The 16346-nt window shown below is 69.8% G+C and carries 15 protein-coding genes; 4 read left to right on the top strand and 11 right to left on the bottom strand.

Annotated elements, in window-relative coordinates; all coding sequences use genetic code 11:
* Window positions 1-24: 24 nt before the first annotated feature.
* From IE272_RS11190 to IE272_RS11145, 10 genes are all read right to left on the bottom strand, one after another.
* Window positions 25-465 carry a GPW/gp25 family protein gene (locus IE272_RS11190; protein ID WP_050359974.1) on the bottom strand — a complete coding sequence of 147 codons (441 nt, stop codon included), beginning with the start codon at window positions 463-465 and terminating at the stop codon, window positions 25-27.
* 9 nt (window positions 466-474) lie between these two features.
* On the bottom strand, window positions 475-765 hold the full coding sequence (locus tag IE272_RS11185) for a PAAR domain-containing protein (protein WP_050359973.1): 291 nt from the start codon (window positions 763-765) through the stop codon (window positions 475-477).
* Window positions 766-803: 38 nt separating this feature from the next.
* A complete protein-coding gene (locus tag IE272_RS11180) occupies window positions 804-2795 on the bottom strand; it encodes a VgrG-related protein (RefSeq protein WP_190006749.1) in 1992 nt (663 codons plus the stop codon).
* The gene (locus tag IE272_RS11175) at window positions 2795-3619 is read right to left on the bottom strand and encodes a CIS tube protein (protein ID WP_050359971.1); all 825 of its coding nucleotides are present in this window, start codon (window positions 3617-3619) and stop codon (window positions 2795-2797) included. Before IE272_RS11175 ends, IE272_RS11180 begins: the two co-directional genes overlap by 1 nt.
* 5 nt (window positions 3620-3624) lie before the next feature.
* Window positions 3625-4062, bottom strand: coding sequence for a phage tail protein (locus IE272_RS11170; RefSeq protein WP_007457427.1), 438 nt, complete (start codon window positions 4060-4062; stop codon window positions 3625-3627).
* Between the two features lie 45 nt (window positions 4063-4107).
* Window positions 4108-4542, bottom strand: coding sequence for a hypothetical protein (locus IE272_RS11165; RefSeq protein ID WP_050359970.1), 435 nt, complete (start codon window positions 4540-4542; stop codon window positions 4108-4110).
* Between the two features lie 1426 nt (window positions 4543-5968).
* On the bottom strand, window positions 5969-6112 hold the full coding sequence (locus IE272_RS11160; RefSeq protein ID WP_007457431.1) for a DUF6760 family protein: 144 nt from the start codon (window positions 6110-6112) through the stop codon (window positions 5969-5971).
* A complete protein-coding gene (locus tag IE272_RS11155; RefSeq protein WP_050359969.1) occupies window positions 6109-6570 on the bottom strand; it encodes a hypothetical protein in 462 nt (153 codons plus the stop codon). Before IE272_RS11155 ends, IE272_RS11160 begins: the two co-directional genes overlap by 4 nt.
* Window positions 6570-7013, bottom strand: coding sequence for a phage tail protein (locus IE272_RS11150; protein WP_018960795.1), 444 nt, complete (start codon window positions 7011-7013; stop codon window positions 6570-6572). The genes IE272_RS11155 and IE272_RS11150 overlap by 1 nt, the downstream gene beginning before the upstream one ends.
* 62 nt (window positions 7014-7075) lie before the next feature.
* Window positions 7076-8647: a phage tail sheath family protein gene (locus IE272_RS11145; protein ID WP_190006748.1), complete on the bottom strand. Its 1572-nt coding sequence runs from the start codon at window positions 8645-8647 to the stop codon at window positions 7076-7078.
* A gap of 293 nt (window positions 8648-8940) precedes the next feature.
* Here IE272_RS11145 and IE272_RS11140 point away from each other — a divergent pair, with 293 nt between their 5' ends.
* From IE272_RS11140 to IE272_RS11125, 4 genes are all read left to right on the top strand, one after another.
* Window positions 8941-12834 carry a phage tail protein gene (locus tag IE272_RS11140; RefSeq protein ID WP_229897268.1) on the top strand — a complete coding sequence of 1298 codons (3894 nt, stop codon included), beginning with the start codon at window positions 8941-8943 and terminating at the stop codon, window positions 12832-12834.
* Window positions 12831-13391: a hypothetical protein gene (locus IE272_RS11135; protein ID WP_073958332.1), complete on the top strand. Its 561-nt coding sequence runs from the start codon at window positions 12831-12833 to the stop codon at window positions 13389-13391. Before IE272_RS11140 ends, IE272_RS11135 begins: the two co-directional genes overlap by 4 nt.
* Window positions 13392-13509: 118 nt before the next feature.
* A complete protein-coding gene (locus tag IE272_RS11130) occupies window positions 13510-13791 on the top strand; it encodes a hypothetical protein (RefSeq protein ID WP_073958331.1) in 282 nt (93 codons plus the stop codon).
* The gene (locus IE272_RS11125; RefSeq protein WP_097935685.1) at window positions 13791-14189 is read left to right on the top strand and encodes a DNA-binding protein; all 399 of its coding nucleotides are present in this window, start codon (window positions 13791-13793) and stop codon (window positions 14187-14189) included. Before IE272_RS11130 ends, IE272_RS11125 begins: the two co-directional genes overlap by 1 nt.
* Before the next feature lie 39 nt (window positions 14190-14228).
* Here the strand turns inward: IE272_RS11125 and IE272_RS11120 are convergent, their stop codons facing one another.
* Window positions 14229-16304, bottom strand: a complete 2076-nt coding sequence (locus IE272_RS11120) for an AAA family ATPase (RefSeq protein WP_190006802.1) — start codon at window positions 16302-16304, stop codon at window positions 14229-14231.
* Window positions 16305-16346: the final 42 nt, after the last annotated feature.

Here is a 16346-nt window from a genome sequence, read left to right as displayed (position 1 = left end):
CCTCGTCGTGCGGGCCGGGCAGCGTCACGCGCCCGCCTCCTCGTCGTCGGCCGATGCCTCGGTGGCCTCGGCGTGCTGCGGGATCACGTAGAACGGGAAGACGAGGTTGCGCGGGTCGTTCGCGCCGCGCACGGTGTAGCCGATGTCGATGTAGAGGACGCCGTTGTCCGCCTCGTCGAACCGGACGACGACCTCGGTCACCTCGATCCGGGGCTCCCAGCGCTCCAGTGCGAGCCGCACCTCGTACGCGAGTTGCCCGGCGGTCCCCGCGTCCGCCGGGGCGAACACGTAGTCGTTGACCGCGCAGCCGAACTCGGGCCGCATGGGCCGCTCCCCCGGCGAGGTCGCCAGGATCAGCCGGATCGACTCCTCCAGCTCGTGCTCGCCGCGCACCAGGGCGATGGACCCGGTGGCGTCGGTGCGCGGCGGGAACGCCCAGCCCGCGCCGATGAACTGCTGTCCCATGGGTCCGGTTCACCCGCCGATCAGTACGGTCGGGCAGCCGGAGAGCACCGGGGAGCCGCAGCCCGCCAGGTCACCGACGCGGGCGGCCGGCTGCCCGCCGATGAACACCGTCGAGCTGCCGGGCGGCGCGAGGGCGGTCGGCGGATGGGCGGCGGGCGAGGAGCACAGGTGGGCGGTCCCGACGGTGGCGGCGGGCTTGCCGCCGATGAGCACGGACAGGACGCCGGGCGGCCCGACCGTGCCGGGGTGGCCGGTGGGGTCGCCGACCCGGGCCGCCGGAGCGGCTGTTGCGTCGGACATGCTGTGCACTCCTCCCGCACGTGGTGCATGATGTGGCGTCAGTTGAGCTTGACCATGGGCGCGTTGACGTTCACCGAGCCCCCGCTCTTGATCTCTGTGCGGCGGCTTCCGTCGACCGTGATCTCGCCGCCCCGCACCTCCACCGGGCCCTGGGCCGTGATGCCGACCTTCCCGGTGCCGCCGTCCACGGACACGCCTTTCCGTGCGGTCAGCGTGACGCTCTCGCCGTTCAGTTCGAGCGCGCCGCGCCCCGCGTCCAGGGCGACGCCGTCGGCCGCCCGGATGGAGACCTGCTCCTTGGCCTCGATGGTCACGCTGCCGTCGCTGCCGATGACGATGGCGGTGCCCTTGCGGTCGAGGTCGATGGTGAGCTTGCCGTCACCGGTACGGAGCCGGACGCCCTGCGGACCGTTCGCCGCGTCCAGCAGCTCCAGCTGGTTTCCGCTCTTCGACGCGAAGGCGCGGCGGTTCACCGCACCGGTGGTGGGATCGACGAGTTCGCCACCGCCTCCCGCACCTCCTGCGCCGCCTGCGCCTCCTGTACCTCCAGAAGCACCGGCAGCACCAGGAGCACCAGGGGTGCCGGAAGCACTTGATGCACCAGCCGCACCGGGCGCACCGGCAGATGGGCTCCCGCCCCCGCCTCCACCCCCCGGCCGGTCCACCCCGTTGTACAGCCCCGCCAGGACGTACGGCCGGTCCAGATGCCCGTGCTCGAAGCCGACCAGCACCTCGTCGCCCACCTCCGGGATGAACGCCTCGCCACCCCCCGTACCGCCGGACTGCGCCGTGCGCGCCCAGTCGCTCGCGTACTCGTCGGACAGCCACGGGAACCGCACCTTGACCCGCCCGGACCCCTCCGGATCCTGCGTGTCCGTCACCGTCCCGCTGACCAGCCCCGCGCACCGCGAACCGCCCGCCGTCGCCGGGGAGCCGCCCGTCAGCCCGAAGAGCGACCGCTCCTGCTGCCCCGACACGGTGATCCAGGTCTCGTACCCGCGTACGGCGTCGAAGACATGGCGCGAGGTCGTCACCGTGTACCGGCCCTCGAACGGCGCGCCCACCGCGTTCAGCGCCACCGCCGTGCCCGCCCGCACCTCCGGATTCCCCCGGATCACCGCCTCCAGCTCCGCGAACGACCCGGCGATCCGTTCCGCCAGCGCCTTCGCCGCCTGGTCGACCTGGGCCTGCGCCCCGTACGCCGCGTCGGTCACCACGAACCGGGCCTCGCCGAACGGGGCCGACACCTCCGCCGCCGTCACCCCCAGCTCCAGCGTCGGGGACGTGCCCGCCGGGGCCCGGCCCACCAGCGGCTGCTTCGCCTGGACGTCCCAGCCGCGCACCTCCACCTCGGAGACCTGCTCGGCGGCCGACACCCCGGCCCGGCAGCGCAGCAGATTGCTGCCCAGCTCCAGGACGAGCGGGTCGCGGTCGGCGCGCGCCGAGGCGTCGGGCGCGCCGCCCGCCTCCGCCGGCTTCGTGATGTGCAGCTGCCCGTCCCGTACGTACGCCTGCGCGCCCGCCTCCTCCGCGAGACCGCGCACGAACTCCCAGTCGGTGATGTTGGGCTGGGCGATGTGTTCCAGTACGGGCCCGGCGATGTCGACCGGGCCCGGCTTCAGCCCGGCACGCTGGGCGACCTGGCCGCAGATGTCGGCGAGTGTCATGTTCTGGTAGCTGGCCACCCGGCGGCCCCGGAACAGCCGGTGCGACTCGTCGAGCCCCCGGACGACGGTGAACGTGCCGGACTCGTCGAGCTCCACCTCCAGCGCGGTGACGACCCCCTCCAGCAGCGGTTTCGGCTCGGTGCCGCCGCCCGCGCGGGCCAGCAGCCGGGCCTCGGTGCCGATCTTCAGCCCCGCCTGCTCCAGCAGCACCCGGTCGGGGTCCCGGAACCGCAGCAGGAACAGGTCGGGGAGCGTACGGCTGTCGTCGACATAGCCCTCGACCAGCGTGTTCACGAACTTCGCGGGCAGCGGCGTACCGCCGAACTCCACCGTCAGCGCCGTGGAAACCCCCTGCTGCGCCATCAGCCCCGCCCCCTGCCCCGGCCGGCCCTGGCGGCGTCCTTGTCCGAGGAGTCCCTGAGCCGGGCCAGCTCGTCCAGGGCGGGCAGCAGGAGCTGGGTGCCGGGGGCGAGCCGCATCGGGTCGTCGATCCCGTTCGCCTCGGCGATCACCCGCCAGGCCCCGGGGTCCCCGTACTCCCGGTGGGCGAGCGAGGGCAGCGAGTCGCCCGAGCCGACCCGGTGGACGCGCCGGGCGGCCAGCGCGCCCGAGGTCGGGTTCTGGCCGGGCGTCTCGCCGCTGATCTCCTCCATGGTGACCTGGCAGACCGCCCGGATCGGCACGCCCGAGGTCGTGAACAGCGTGTATTTGGCGGCGACTTGACTCACGTACCCGGGAAAGCCCGTCAGTCCGCCCCAGTGGAAGACGACCCACGGCGGGGACGACCGCTGCTGCTGCCGGGTCTCGTCCGTCGGCACACAGCAGGCGAAGAGCTGCTCCACCGAGGTGACGACCCGGGTGTCCTGGGTGTCGCTGGCGTCGAAGAACATCTCGACGGTGAGCTTGCTGGGCTGGGAGCCCTGGTACTCCGGCGGGCCCGAACTCTTCGCCCCCTTCGCCGGACTCCGCTTCCAGGAAGCCGCCTTGGTCAGGCTCAGCTCCTTGGGGTTGAACTGGAAGTCGATCCGCCCGCACGGCCCCCCGGGCGTCAGCCCGCCCCCGGTCGGCGGGGTCCGCAGCTCCAGGTAGGCGTGCTCCAGCTTGGGCCGCGCCGAGCCGCCCTTCGCCGCCGAGGCCACCCCCGACGTACCGGCCGCGCTGAACGCGATGGGGCCCGCACCGCTCATCGTCCTCAGCCCTCCATCACGTAACCGTGGTGGGCGATCTCGATGGTCTCCATCGCGACCTTCGGCGACTCGGGCGTGAACGAGGGCCCGGTCCACCGCACGGGCACGACCTCCAGCAGCCCCCACTGGGCGACCTTCTGCCCGTCCCCGGTCCGCGCCTCGATGTGCGCGGTCTTCCGGCTGAACCCGGTGGTCATCGTGGCGAACCAGCGCGCCACCTTCTCCGTCTCCCGGGTGAGCGGCCGGGACAGCTTCACGTTGGAGTACTTCAGCCGGGTCGGCAGCTGCCACACATGCCCGTTGTTGCCGCCCTCCTCCCGTGCTTCGAGGACCACTTCGCAGCCGAGGCCCTCGCACGTGTTGAACGACCCGAGCTCGATGTCGTCGATCGTCACGACGAAGCAGACGCTGACGGCGGGGTCGCTGTCCTGGGCGGTGGCCATGACACGTGCCTCTCAGTTCGGTCGGGCTGTTCAGCGATCGGGCGTTCAGTGGCGGGTGTTGATGAGATGACCGGCGCGTTCGCGTTCCAGCCGGAGATCGTTCTTCAGGAGCCGGCTGAGCGGGGCGTACAGGGCCCGGACCAGCTCGTCCGTGACGGCGGGAGCCCCCTTGCCGTCCTTAGGTGCAGCCCCGGCTCCGCTCCCCGTCTCCGTTACGGAGGCCGGCCCGGGCTCCGCGCCGTCCTCCGGTTCCGTTACGGGATCGGGTTCGGGCGGCGGCGGTTCCTCGACGACCTCGGCGACTTCGGATTCCCGCTGGACGACCGGCCGCGAAGTACCGGAGACCGGCGCACCCCCGAAGACGACACTGCCGTCGGCCATCCGCTGCGCCACCCCGGCCGCCACCGCCACGGCACCGGCCGAAGGCAGCCGCCGCGCACTGCCGGAACCCGGCAGGGAACGCGCCACCGAGGCCGGCACCGGAGGCCCCTCGGCTGCCCGCCGCTGAAGGGACGCGGAGGGCGGTCCGGCAGGGGGCGCCCCCGGGAGCGCGTTCCCCACGGAGACACCGGGACCGGCCGGCGGCCCCCCGTCCTCCGCCCCGGTCCACCGGACCGGTACGCCCTCGGGGGGCGAGGCGGACCCGCCCGGGTCCGGCGCGGACCCCCCGGCGGGCCCGGAACGCGGCTCCGCGGCGCGCTGTACGTCGACGTTCCGCGGGACCAGGGGCCGGTCGCCCAGGAGGGGGGCGACGGGCCCGCTGTCAGCCGGGGCAGCCGGGGAAGGCAGGGCGGGCAGGGCGGGGGACGGCCCGGAGAGGGAAGGCGGACCGTCCGACCGCTGCACGAAACTCCCAGCACCACCGGCACCACCCGAACCACTGGCACCCCCGGCGGCACCCGCATCGCCTGCCCCGCCGACATCGTTCGCCCCACCGGCAGAAGCAGGCGCTCCCCCTGCCAGGTCATCGGAACGGCCCCGGGACACCTCCCCCACCAGCGGATCGTCACCGAGCAAGGGGGCAGTGGGCCGGTCCGCTCCCCCCGACCCAACGTCATCGGACAGGCCGGGCACGGCGGGGGCCGAAGGCGGAACCTCGCCCCCGGAGGCTTCCGGGCCGGAGGCGGCCCGACGCTGGGCGGTAGGCGGCAGACCGGGCAGCGGCGCACCGAGCCCGGGAGCCCGCCGGGGCCGCTCCCCCGCCGGAGGCATCGCAGCCCGCTGAACGTCGACGCTGCCGGAGGCCGGGGCGGGCGGCGGGTCGGGCGACGGAACCGGAGACGCGGGCTCCGCCACGACGGGCCGCTCCCCCACCAGCCGCCGTACGGGCAGCTCCTCCCCGCCCCCGGGACCGCTCTCCGCCCCGGCGGAGGACGTCATGGCCGAGGTCTCACCGCCGTACAGACGCTGTACGGGTACGGGTACGTGTCCGGGCGCGGACACCGTCCCCGGTACGGCCTCGGGCCCACCGGCCCGGCCGAAGTGTGTCACCGACCCCCGCACCGGCATGTCCACGGACCGCTGAGCCGCGACCGACGACGAAGGCGACGCGGCGGAATCCGCGACACCGGCCCCAACGCCGACACCGAGCCCGCGAACGAGCCCGGCCGGAGCATCAGGGCTCACCAGGTGCCCGAGCGGGGTCCCGAGAGCGGTGTCCTGACGGGTGGTGAGCGACGCCTCGAACTCCTGAGGTCCCACCGTCAGTTGCTGCCCGGACACCATCCGCTGGATCGGCTCCAGCCGGTTCACGTCCACCCGTTCGCCACGATCGGCCGCGGGCATGGGCGCGGGGGCGGGGAAATCGTCGGAGCGGGCGGCACCACCGCGGCCACCCCGCAGCCAGGACATCAACCCCATGAGCTCCTCGTTCTCCCCTGCACGGTGTGTCCCGCCCGGCCGCCGGCTAGTGCCCGTTGAGACGGGCGACCTGCGCGACGAACTTCAGGCGTTCCGGATGTTCCAGGTCCAGCAGATCGTCCAGCGGCCAGTGGAAGTGGTAGGCGAGGTACGCGACCTCCTCGTAGAGCAGGTCGGCCGCGTACGTCACGATTCCCCCAGGCGGCCACCGGCGAGATTCACCGCGAACTCCTCGTCGCAGGACGGGCAGGTGACGGCGGCACGGGTGTGGCCCTCGGCGTTGATCCGGCGGTAGAAGTCCTGGAGGAAGGCCAGGTCGGAGGCGAACAGATCCTCGATGACGCCCGGGTGGATGTCCTCGACCGTGCCGATGCGCGTCACGACCCGGGAGATGAGGACCACCGACAGGTAGGCGGAGTTCTCCCTGACCCGGTCGTCCCGCAGGGGGACCAGTTCGTCGCGTGCGGTGGCGAGGCGCATCACGCCCGTGCGGTGGACGGTCCCCGACTCGTCGACGTAACCGCGCGGCAGCTCGAAGCCGAACTCCGTGCGCAACGTCTCCTGTTGGCGCGCGGGGCCGCCCCGGCCCCCGGCCGCTGCCCCGGCCTCGACCTGCTCCGGGCTCTGGAACTGGACCGAGCGGCGCATCAGTCGAGTTCCATCGCCTCGTAGGTGATCGCCAGCTTCTCGGTCAGCACCGAGGTGTCGCCGGCCTTGAGGGTGCCGATCTCCAGGGACTTCGGCCAGGCGTTGATGAGCTTGTAGCGCTTGATCGGCAGGCCCTCGTAGTCGTAGACGATGACAGCGCCGTTGCGGCGGGCGTTCGTCATGCGGCCGAACCGCGAGTCCTTGATCCACCGCTCGAAGCTGTTGTCCTCGGTGAGCCCTCGCGTCACGGTGACCTCGCCCGCCTTGGGGCGGCCGGGCAGCTTCTTGATGGCGTACTTGCCGTCGAAGGTGTTCTGCTTCAGCTCGATGACGTCCTGTTCCATCTTCAGACCGCTGACCTCGGTGATCTGCTTGATGATGACGCTGTCGAATTCGAGGCCGAAGGAATGCCCGACGGAACTGTCGAGATCGGGAAGTGGCACAGCAGACTCCTTACGCCGGACTCAGGAACGGGCTGTCAGCGACCAACGGGGGCGGCGGCCGGTCATTCGTCGACACCACCGCTGCCGCCGGTCAGCTGGGAGAGCCGGAACACCACGAATTCGGCCGGTTTGACGGGGGCGACCCCGATCTCGCAGATGACCTGACCCGCGTCGATGCTCTCCGGCGGGTTCGTCTCGCGGTCGCACTTCACGTAGAACGCCTCCTCGGGGGTCAGCCCGAACAGCGACCCCTTGCGCCACTCGTTGACGAGGAACGCCGAGACGGTGCGCCGGACACGGGCCCACAGGGCGTCGTCGTTCGGCTCGAACACGACCCACTGCGTACCGGCGAGGATCGACTCCTCCAGGTAGTTGAAGAGCCGCCGGACGTTCAGATACCGCCACGCGGGGTCGGACGCCAGCGTCCGTGCGCCCCACACCCGGATGCCCCGGCCGGGGAAGGCGCGGATGCAGTTCAGCCCGATCGGGTTGAGGAGGTCGTGCTCGCCCTTGGTGAGCTGGGTCGCCAGCGCGACGGCTCCCCGGACGACCTCGTTCGCCGGGGCCTTGTGCACCCCGCGCGTGTCGTCGTTGCGCGCCCAGACCCCGGCGATGTGGCCGCTGGGCGGTACGAGGGTGGCGCGGCCGGACGCGGGGTCGGCGACGCTGATCCAGGGGTAGTAGAGCGTGGCGTACTTGGAGTCGAAGTTGGCCTGCCCGGTGCGCCAGCCGCGGATCTGCTGCGGAGTGAGGCCGGGCGGCGGGTCGAGGATCGCCACCCGGTCGCCCATCAGCTCGCAGTGGGAGATGAGCCCCTGCTGGACGGCGATGACCGACTCCAGGTCCAGCAGCCCGCGTTCGTACGCGCTCATCAGATCGGGCACGGCGATCATGGTGACCTCGTCGACCGCTTCGAGGCCGCCGAGCCCCGTGCGGCGGTCGGCGTCGCCGACGTACACCTCGGGGGCCATCGCACCGGAGCTGCCGGCGGCGGGGGCGGCCGGGGCGAGGATCACCGTCTGCGGGGCGGGCGGGGCGGGTGCGGCGCCGCGCCCCGACTCCCGTACCTCGATCAGCTCGGACTTGGCGTTGACGCGGGTCGCGACGTTGTCCTTGCTGCGCTTGGTGGTGACGGAGGCGTACGTCTCCACGACCTGGCCGTCGCGCTTCACGAGGAGCCGGAAGACGTCGGTGGGCGGATCGTCGCCCTCCACCGGGGCGACCTCCACACTGATCTCCCCGCTCACACCCGGCCGGGGCCGTACGGCATAAGGCCCGACCGGGACCTCGGAGCCGACGGGCAGCTCACCGGCCTGCCCGGCCTCGCCGGTGGCGCGCCCGCCCTGCTCACCGTCTTCCGCCTCTGCCGTGCCGTCGTCGACCCGCACGATGTAGCAGACGCCGCCGCCGTTGGCGAAGAAGCCGTAGACGGCGGACGCCAGGTACGCGCCGTCGACGAAGTCGCCGAACGTGGCGACGAACTGGCTCCAGTTGGTGATCAGCGTCGGCTCGTCGAACGGGCCCTTCTGGGCGAAGCCGACGAAGGCGGCGACCGAGGTGCCCACCCCTTCGATCGGCCGGGATCCGGACTCGACCTCTTCGACGTAGACGCCGGGGGACAGGTACGACGGCATAGGGCCCTCTCCTCGACACACTCCTGGACGCACTGCTCGACCGTGGGACGCGGGCCATTCTCGTGACTGCGGCGATCACCGGGAACGGACGGTCGGCCGCCCTGCCGCGCAGGGCGGGCTGCCCGATGAGGCAACGCGACCGCGCCACGGGTGCCGCCCGGCTGTGCCCCGTACGCGGTCCGCCCGTGCTGCGTACGTCCCCGGATTCCCCGGCACGCTGGCGGCCACCACGCATGCACCACGTCCGGGCGGCCTCCTGGCCGGCGGGAGCGGGAGGGCGGGAGGGGCGGCGGATGAAGGCGATTCCGGAGAAGCCTTCCGAGACCTCGCGCTCCGGCGCACCGCGAACGGACACGGCACCCCAGCCGGCCCCTTCACCCCCTGACCGTCGTTCCATCCAGCGGCTTCAACGGCTGGCGGGGAACGGGGCGGTGTCGCGGCTGGTCGCCCAGCGCTACACCGCGCCGGTGAAGACGCCGCCGGCGCAGTCGGCCCGCTTCCGCACCATGAAGGCGGATGTGGCGGGGAAGAAGACCCGGCTCGCGGCGCATGCCCCGGCGGCGGCGGAGTCGAAGGCGTCGCAGGACGCCGCGGTGGCCCCGCCGGACGACAAGGAGGCGCAGGGCAAGGCGGCGAACGCCGAGAAGATGAACGCGGCGAAGCCCGGGGAGTTCGACAAGAAGGCGTTCATCGACGCGGTGAACAAGGCGATCGACTCGCAGGCCCCCAAGAACCTCGACGAGGCCGACAAGTTCGCCAAGTCCGGCAAGGCTGACCAGGTCAAGGCCGAGGTCGACGGCAAGGTCACCGACGGCAAGGAGTCGTCGGCCAAGGACATCGACACCGCCACCAAGGCCCCGCCCGACACCTCGGCCGCCAAGGACAAGGACGTCACCCCCCTCACCCCGGACGCGGCCCCCGGCAACCCGGGCGCGCCGTCCGCGACGGACGCGGTCCCCGAGAAGCAGCCCGCGGCCGTCACGGACTTCTCCGAAGGACCGGCCGGGAACGATCAGGCGATGGCGGACGCCGAGGTCACCGAGGAACAGCTCGCCAAGGGCAACGAACCGGAGTTCAACGAGGCCCTGTCGGCGAAGAAGACCTCCGAGGCGGACGCGGCGAAGGCCCCCGCGAAGGGGAAGGCGGCGGAGGACCAGCAGCTCTCCACCGCGAAACAGAACGCGGCGGCCTCCGGGGCCCAGGCGATGGCGGGTCTCACCTCGACCCGCGCAGCCGCCGGCAAACAGGTCGACGGCGGCAAGAACGACACGAAGTCGAAGGACGAGAAGAAGCGCGCCGAGGTCACGGCGAAACTCCAGAAGGTCTACGACGGCACGAAGAAGGACGTCGAGGACACCCTGTCCGGCCTGGACAAGAAGGTGGACTCGGCGTTCACGTCGGGCGAGAAGTCGGCGCGGGACGCGTTCACGGCCGACCACAAGAGCCGGATGAAGAAGTACAAGGACAAGCGGTACTCGGGCCTCATGGGCAAGGGCCGCTGGATCAAGGACAAGTTCGCCGGCCTGCCGAAGGCGGCGAACGACCTCTACCAGGAGTCCCGCAAGCTCTACGTCTCGAAGATGCAGACGGTCATCTCTTCGGTGGCCGACATCATCGGCGCGGAGCTGGGCAAGGCGAAGGCCCGGATAGCCAAGGGCCGCACGGAGTTGAAGGCGGAGGTAGACAAACTCCCCGCAGACCTCAAGCAGTTCGGCGAGGAGGCGGCAAAGGACTTCGCAGGCAAGTTCGACGACCTGGAAGCGACGGTCAACGAGAAATCGGAACAGCTGGTCCAGGACCTCGCCCAGAAATACACGGCGGCGCTCAACAAGATCGACGAGGAGATCAAGAAGCTCCAGGAGGCCAACAAGGGCCTGATCGACAAGGCGAAGGACGCCATCGTCGGCGCCATCAAGACGATCAACGAGCTGAAGAACCTGCTCCTGGGCATCCTCGCCAAGGCCGCCTCCGCGATCATGAAGATCATCAAGGACCCGATCGGGTTCCTGGGCAACCTGGTGAAAGCGGTCGGCGCGGGCCTGAACCTCTTCATCACGAACATCGCCGACCACCTCAAGACCGGCGTCGTCTCCTGGCTGCTGGGCACAGCGGTCAAAGCCGGCCTGGACCTCCCGGCGAAATTCGATCTCAAGGGGATCATCCAGCTCATCGGCTCGATGCTGGGCCTGACCTGGGACAACATCCGCACCCGCGTCACCCGCAAGGGCGTCCCCGACGAAGCGATGTCGGCGGTCGAAACCTCCGTCCCGGTCGCGAAGAACCTCGCCGCCGAAGGCCCCGCCGGAGCCGTCAAGGAAATCCAGGCCGAAGCGGGCGACCTCAAGGCCACCATCCTCGGCAAACTCACGACCTACCTGATCCCCACCGTCCTCATCGCGGGCATCACCTGGATCATCTCCCTGCTCAACCCCGCCTCCGCGTTCGTCCGAGCGGTCAAGGGAATCATCGACATCGTCACGTTCATCGTGACGCAGGGCGCCCAGATCGCGGACTTCGTCAACGCAGTCCTGGACGCGGTCATCGCCATAGCCAACGGCGGCCAGGCCGGCGTCCCGAAGCTCATAGAAGCCGCCCTCGCATCGAGCGTCCCGCTCCTGATCGGCTTCCTCGCCGCCCTGCTGGGCATCGGCGGCCTGGCCAACAAGGTCAAGTCGGTCTTCCAGTCGGTGTCACGACCAGTCACGCGAGCCATCGACAAGATCGTCGACTTCATCGCCAAGAAGGGGAAATCGCTTTGGAGGAAACACAAGGGCAAGGATAACGACAGAAAGGATCACAAGGAGCCAGGGGGCAACAAAACAAAGAGCGACCAAAAGGAGAAGGAGCTGCCCGAGGCAATATCTCAAGCGAAATCCATTGTCAATCAGCACGAGAAGAATGATTCGCCAACGGAAACGGTCACCGCCGAATTGATGCAAATGCGGAGAAAGTTTCCCTGGATCAAGGGCTTCAGCGCGACGAAAACGGCCACCGGATCCAACTTCTCCATGAAAGCGAGCAATCATCCGCTGGGACCGTACAGCGAGACGAAAGCCATAAGGGAGCAGCTAAAGAGATTCGGGCCGGATTTCATAAGGAAGGTACACACCCACTGGTGGGAATCACAGATAAGGCGACCAAAGATCGCATCCGGCCAACTATGGGAAGACACCGTACTCAATCAGACCGACGGTCCAGCAACAGAGTATCTCGAAAAAGAAGACACCGCCCTGGACGTAAAGAAGGAATTCTACGACGGAAACAACCGAAAAGTAAACAGCGATGCATTTAAAGGATATGTTTTCGGCGTGAAGAGCGGAATACGCAAAGAGCTCATCAAGCTCCTCGGCACGGGGGCCCTGAAGGAGCTCAAAGCAAAGGGGATCATAGCCGCCCACGACACACCAGAGACACTTGCCGCCCTTAACTCGATGGACTTCCATCCCGAGCAGGAAACCTATGGAAAATATGACCCTTCCCCCGAGTTTTCCGCTGAGCGCGACCACACTGAGTTCCGCCCCGTCTCCGTCGTTTTGGACGAAGGAAGAAGTACATCCGACACGAGGGTAATCACGGTGACGACGGCCGCTGGGAAGACGTTCACCGTCACCCAGGACATCAAGTCCGGCCTGTCGCTCACGGTGGAAGGTGAGGACCTGCACCTCAAGGAGCCCGGCGACCCGCGAGGAGTGACACAGGACTCACCGGGATTCCTTGCGAATCAGCAACTCAACCGTTCCCATGTGATCGCCGACTGGTTCGGAGGCTCTGGCTACCGGGAAGCATTGAACTTGGTGACAGCCAGCGATCACTACAACAAGCGAATCATGGGTGATGCGGAGTCGGATATCGCGAGCGAAGTAGTGGCCTTCGCTACGAAGCACGGCCTGACCCGAGCGCAGGTCTCCATGAACCTCAAGGTGACCGTCACCTTCGGAGAGCTACTGAAAGACGTCTTCCTGAGGAACATCGAGGAGCAGGAATGGTATAAACGCGGCGAGGCGAAATCAGAGGCTCAACTGAAAAAGCTCATAAACACACTGATGAATCCGCCGGTGAGGCGCGTCATGGGCGCTGTCTACGTGTACACGTTTGCGTCCAGGGTTTCAGATATACCGGCCGAAGGTGACGTACGCACGATCGAGTCCGATGACCACCTGTTCATAAAAAGGAGCGCAGCCCTGTGACACCCATCGACGATGCCGTGACGTTCTTCAATTCTTACCTGGACGTCGAGCACGAGGGAAATGTAGCCATCTATTCAGCGTCGGACGAGGTGGTGAAAGAACTCCGTGCCAGGAGCATGACATTCTGGCAGGCATCGCCAGGGGCAACCCTGTCACCAAGTTTCGGGCGGCCCATGGGAATGCATCCCGATCAGGTGGCAGATTTGGCTCGGAGTGTGAACCTGGCGCGGCGAACACTGTTCATGGTCGCTGAATACCGAGGGCCTGACGGAGACAGGCTCTATGCGGCTTTCACGAGCGGCGACAGGGCCAGCACAGCCCAGTCGTACGGCGGCTTGCTGCATGCTGCCGAGGTGGCGGGTGAGTTGAAGATCATCGCTTCGTACAAAGAAGACTTCGACAAGGCCTCTCCTCCGGTTCATTGGCGTCACTCGCAAGGCGTCGAAATCACCCTTCCCGCCGCTCCGGTGGCAGTCCGCCCGCTCGAAGCACCCTCGGGGCAAGCCGCCCACCAGGAGGACTGGGAGGGCCTGCGCGACTCCGTTACCGAATACTGAACTCGTGCATCACACCTCACACTCGCACCACCCCCGGTCAAGGCCCGAACTGGCTCAGTTGCCGGTATTCGCGCTGGATCGCGCGCCCCTCTACTAGAGAAGCTATTAGAATGAGCCCATGAGCGACGAAGTCACCTACAGACCAGGTGAAGGCCCCACCGCCAACGTCTCCGTCAGCCTGCACTCCGGCAACATCGCCGCCATCCGCGCGCGCGTCGGAAAGCGGGGGTTCTCCGCCTACGTGGACGCCGCCGTGCAGCGCCAGATCGAGCGGGACAACCTCGCCGAGCTGACCGCCGCCCACGAGGCGGAGCACGGTGAGTTCAGCCAGGCGGAGGTCGACGCCGCCCGCGCCCTGCTGCGCGGAGACGCTGACGGCGGCGTGGGGAGCGCGGCTTGATGAACCGGCCGGGCACCCTCGTCCTGGACAGCGAAGGGCTGTCGAAGGTGGTCGCCGACGACCGCCGGGTCATGGCCCTGGTGCGCGGGGCCGAGCAGGAGGACATGCGGGTCGTGACCAGCATCCTCACCCTCATCGAGGCACACCACGCACGGGTGAACTCAGCCCGCTTCAACTGGGCCGTGTCCCGGCTGAATGTGGAACCGGTCACCGAGGAGATCGGGCGTACGGCGATGGCGCTGCTCGTCGATGCGGGCCTTCACGGGCACAAGTACGCCATCGACTCCGTGGTCGCCGCCACCGCGCTCCACGCTCCGAAGCCGGCCGTGGTCCTGACCTCCGATCCCGAGGACCTGACCATGCTCTGCGGCGACCGCGTGCGCATCGTCAAGGTCTGATCCCAGCACTCGGGGCCGCCCCACTCACTGGCCCCGTCCTCAGGTCACCAGCCCCAGATACGGCCCGAACTCCGAAGCCAGCGTCAGCCGCCCCAGTTTCTGGTACTCCCGCTGGATCGCGTGGATCACCGTCTCCATCGTCACCGCGCCCCCCGTGTCCGCCGCCAGGTATGCCGCCGTCACCGCGATCGAGCGGATGCTGCCGCCCGCCAGCTCGAAGTTCTCGGCGCAGAAGGGCAGGTCCAGGTCCGTGCCGCGCGGGAGTGTCGGGCCAAGGCAGCGGTCCCAGAGGAGCAGGCGTTGTTCGGGGTCCGGGACCGGAAAGTCGATGACCAGGTCCAGGCGGCGGGTGAAGGCGTCGTCCAGGTTGGCGCGGAGGTTGGTGGCGAGGATGGCCAGGCCGTCGAAGGACTCCATGCGTTGCAGGAGGTACGCGCTCTCCACGTTGGCGTAGCGGTCGTGCGCGTCCTTCACGTCCGAGCGTTTGCCGAAGATCGCGTCCGCCTCGTCGAAGAGCAGCACGCCGTTCACCCCGGCCGCCTCCGTGAAGATCCGTTCCAGGTTCTTCTCCGTCTCGCCCACGTACTTGTCGATCACCGTCGCCAGGTCGACCGTGTACAGGTCCAGTCCCAGGTCGGCGGCGATCACCTCGGCCGACATCGTCTTGCCCGTGCCTGAGTCGCCCGCGAACAGCGCCGAAACCCCCCGGCCCCGGCCCCCGCCCGGCCGCATCCCCCACTCCCCCAGCACCCGGTCGCGGTGCCGTGCGCGGGCCGTGAGTTCGCGGAGCTGGGTGTGGGTGTCCGGCGGGAGGACCAGGTCGTCCCAGGTCACCGCAGGTTCGATGCGGCGGGCCAGGCGGTCCAGGCCCGCCGCGTTCTGGGCGCGGGCCCCCCGCCGTACGTGGTCCGCGGTGAGCTCGCCGCCCGCCAGCCGGGCCGCCTGGGCGGCGGAGCGGGCGGCTCCGGTGATCTGTTCCGGGGTGAGGAGGAACGGGGCCAGCAGGTGGTCCGGGGCGATGGCGGGCGGGAGCGGCGCGTCCTCCCGGAGCCGGTACGCGTCCCGCCACAGCGCCCCGCGCGCCGACGGCTCCACCCGGGGCGCGTGCAGCAGCAGGGGCGGGGCGACCGACCAGGACGCGTCCCAGGGCGCCCGCCCCACCAGGACCGTCGGGACCGGGGTGGCCGTGAGGAGCCTGAGCAGCCCCGGGCGCTCCCGGGACACCGCGTCCAGCGGCGCGCAGACCAGGCCCGCCCCGGTCAGGCGCGCCTCCCGGACCAGGGCGCTCACCGCCTCGGCGGGCGACGGGTCCTCCGCCAGCCGGGCCAGGTCCAGGCCCAGGACCCCCCGGCCCGCCCGCGTCAGCGCCGACGCGGCCAGCGCCGTGCCCGCGCCGCCCTGGTCCTCGCTCAGGTAGGCCAGCCGGATGCCGTCGGCGAGGACCCCGGCGAGCGGGGCCGGGTCGCCCACCCCGGGCACGGCCTGCCACGGGGCCAGCAGGTCCGCCAGCCTCGGGTCCGGGGTGTCGTCGCCCAGCAGGTGCGCGGCCACCCGGTCCGGCACCCGCAGCGCACGGCTCAGGAACGGGCGGTTCAGGTCCTCCGCCAGGAGCAGGCCGCCGGCCCGGAGCGGCGCCCCCGCGGCCAGCCGGGCACGGGCCGCCGGGTCGGAGAGGGCCACGCCGCACAGGCCCAGGGCCATCCCTATGGACGGGCGGCGACGGGACACATCGTCGTTCAGATAGCCGTAGAACGCCTCAAAGCGATCATCCAGATCCGGTACGAGCGCGATGAGAAGGATCTCCGTGTCGAGCGCGGTGAGGCCGAACTCCCGCGCGAGGCGGGCCAGTCGGGAACCCGTCTCCTCCTCGGCCGGAGCAGGGCTCGACTCGCCCCCGGCCAGCGGCTCCTCCAGTGCCGGGAACCCCCTGGCCCCCGTCTCGTCCAGCAGCCGCACGATGTTCTCGTCCGTCAGATACAGCCCCCGGAAGTCGTCGTCCGGGTCCGGATCGGTGCTCCGCCTCAGCTCCACCGCGTGCCGGATGCGCCGCTCCACGGCCGCCGCCCGGGCGAGCAGGTGACAAAGGTCCGGATCGACAGCATCCCGCGACGTCATGTGCTCCGCGCCCCCGTCGGCATCCAGCCCGCTCGTGTGTCC

This window comes from Streptomyces anulatus, assembly GCF_014650675.1.
In the GTDB taxonomy this organism is placed as follows: domain Bacteria; phylum Actinomycetota; class Actinomycetes; order Streptomycetales; family Streptomycetaceae; genus Streptomyces; species Streptomyces anulatus.
This window is presented reverse-complemented; position numbering and strand designations above follow the sequence as displayed.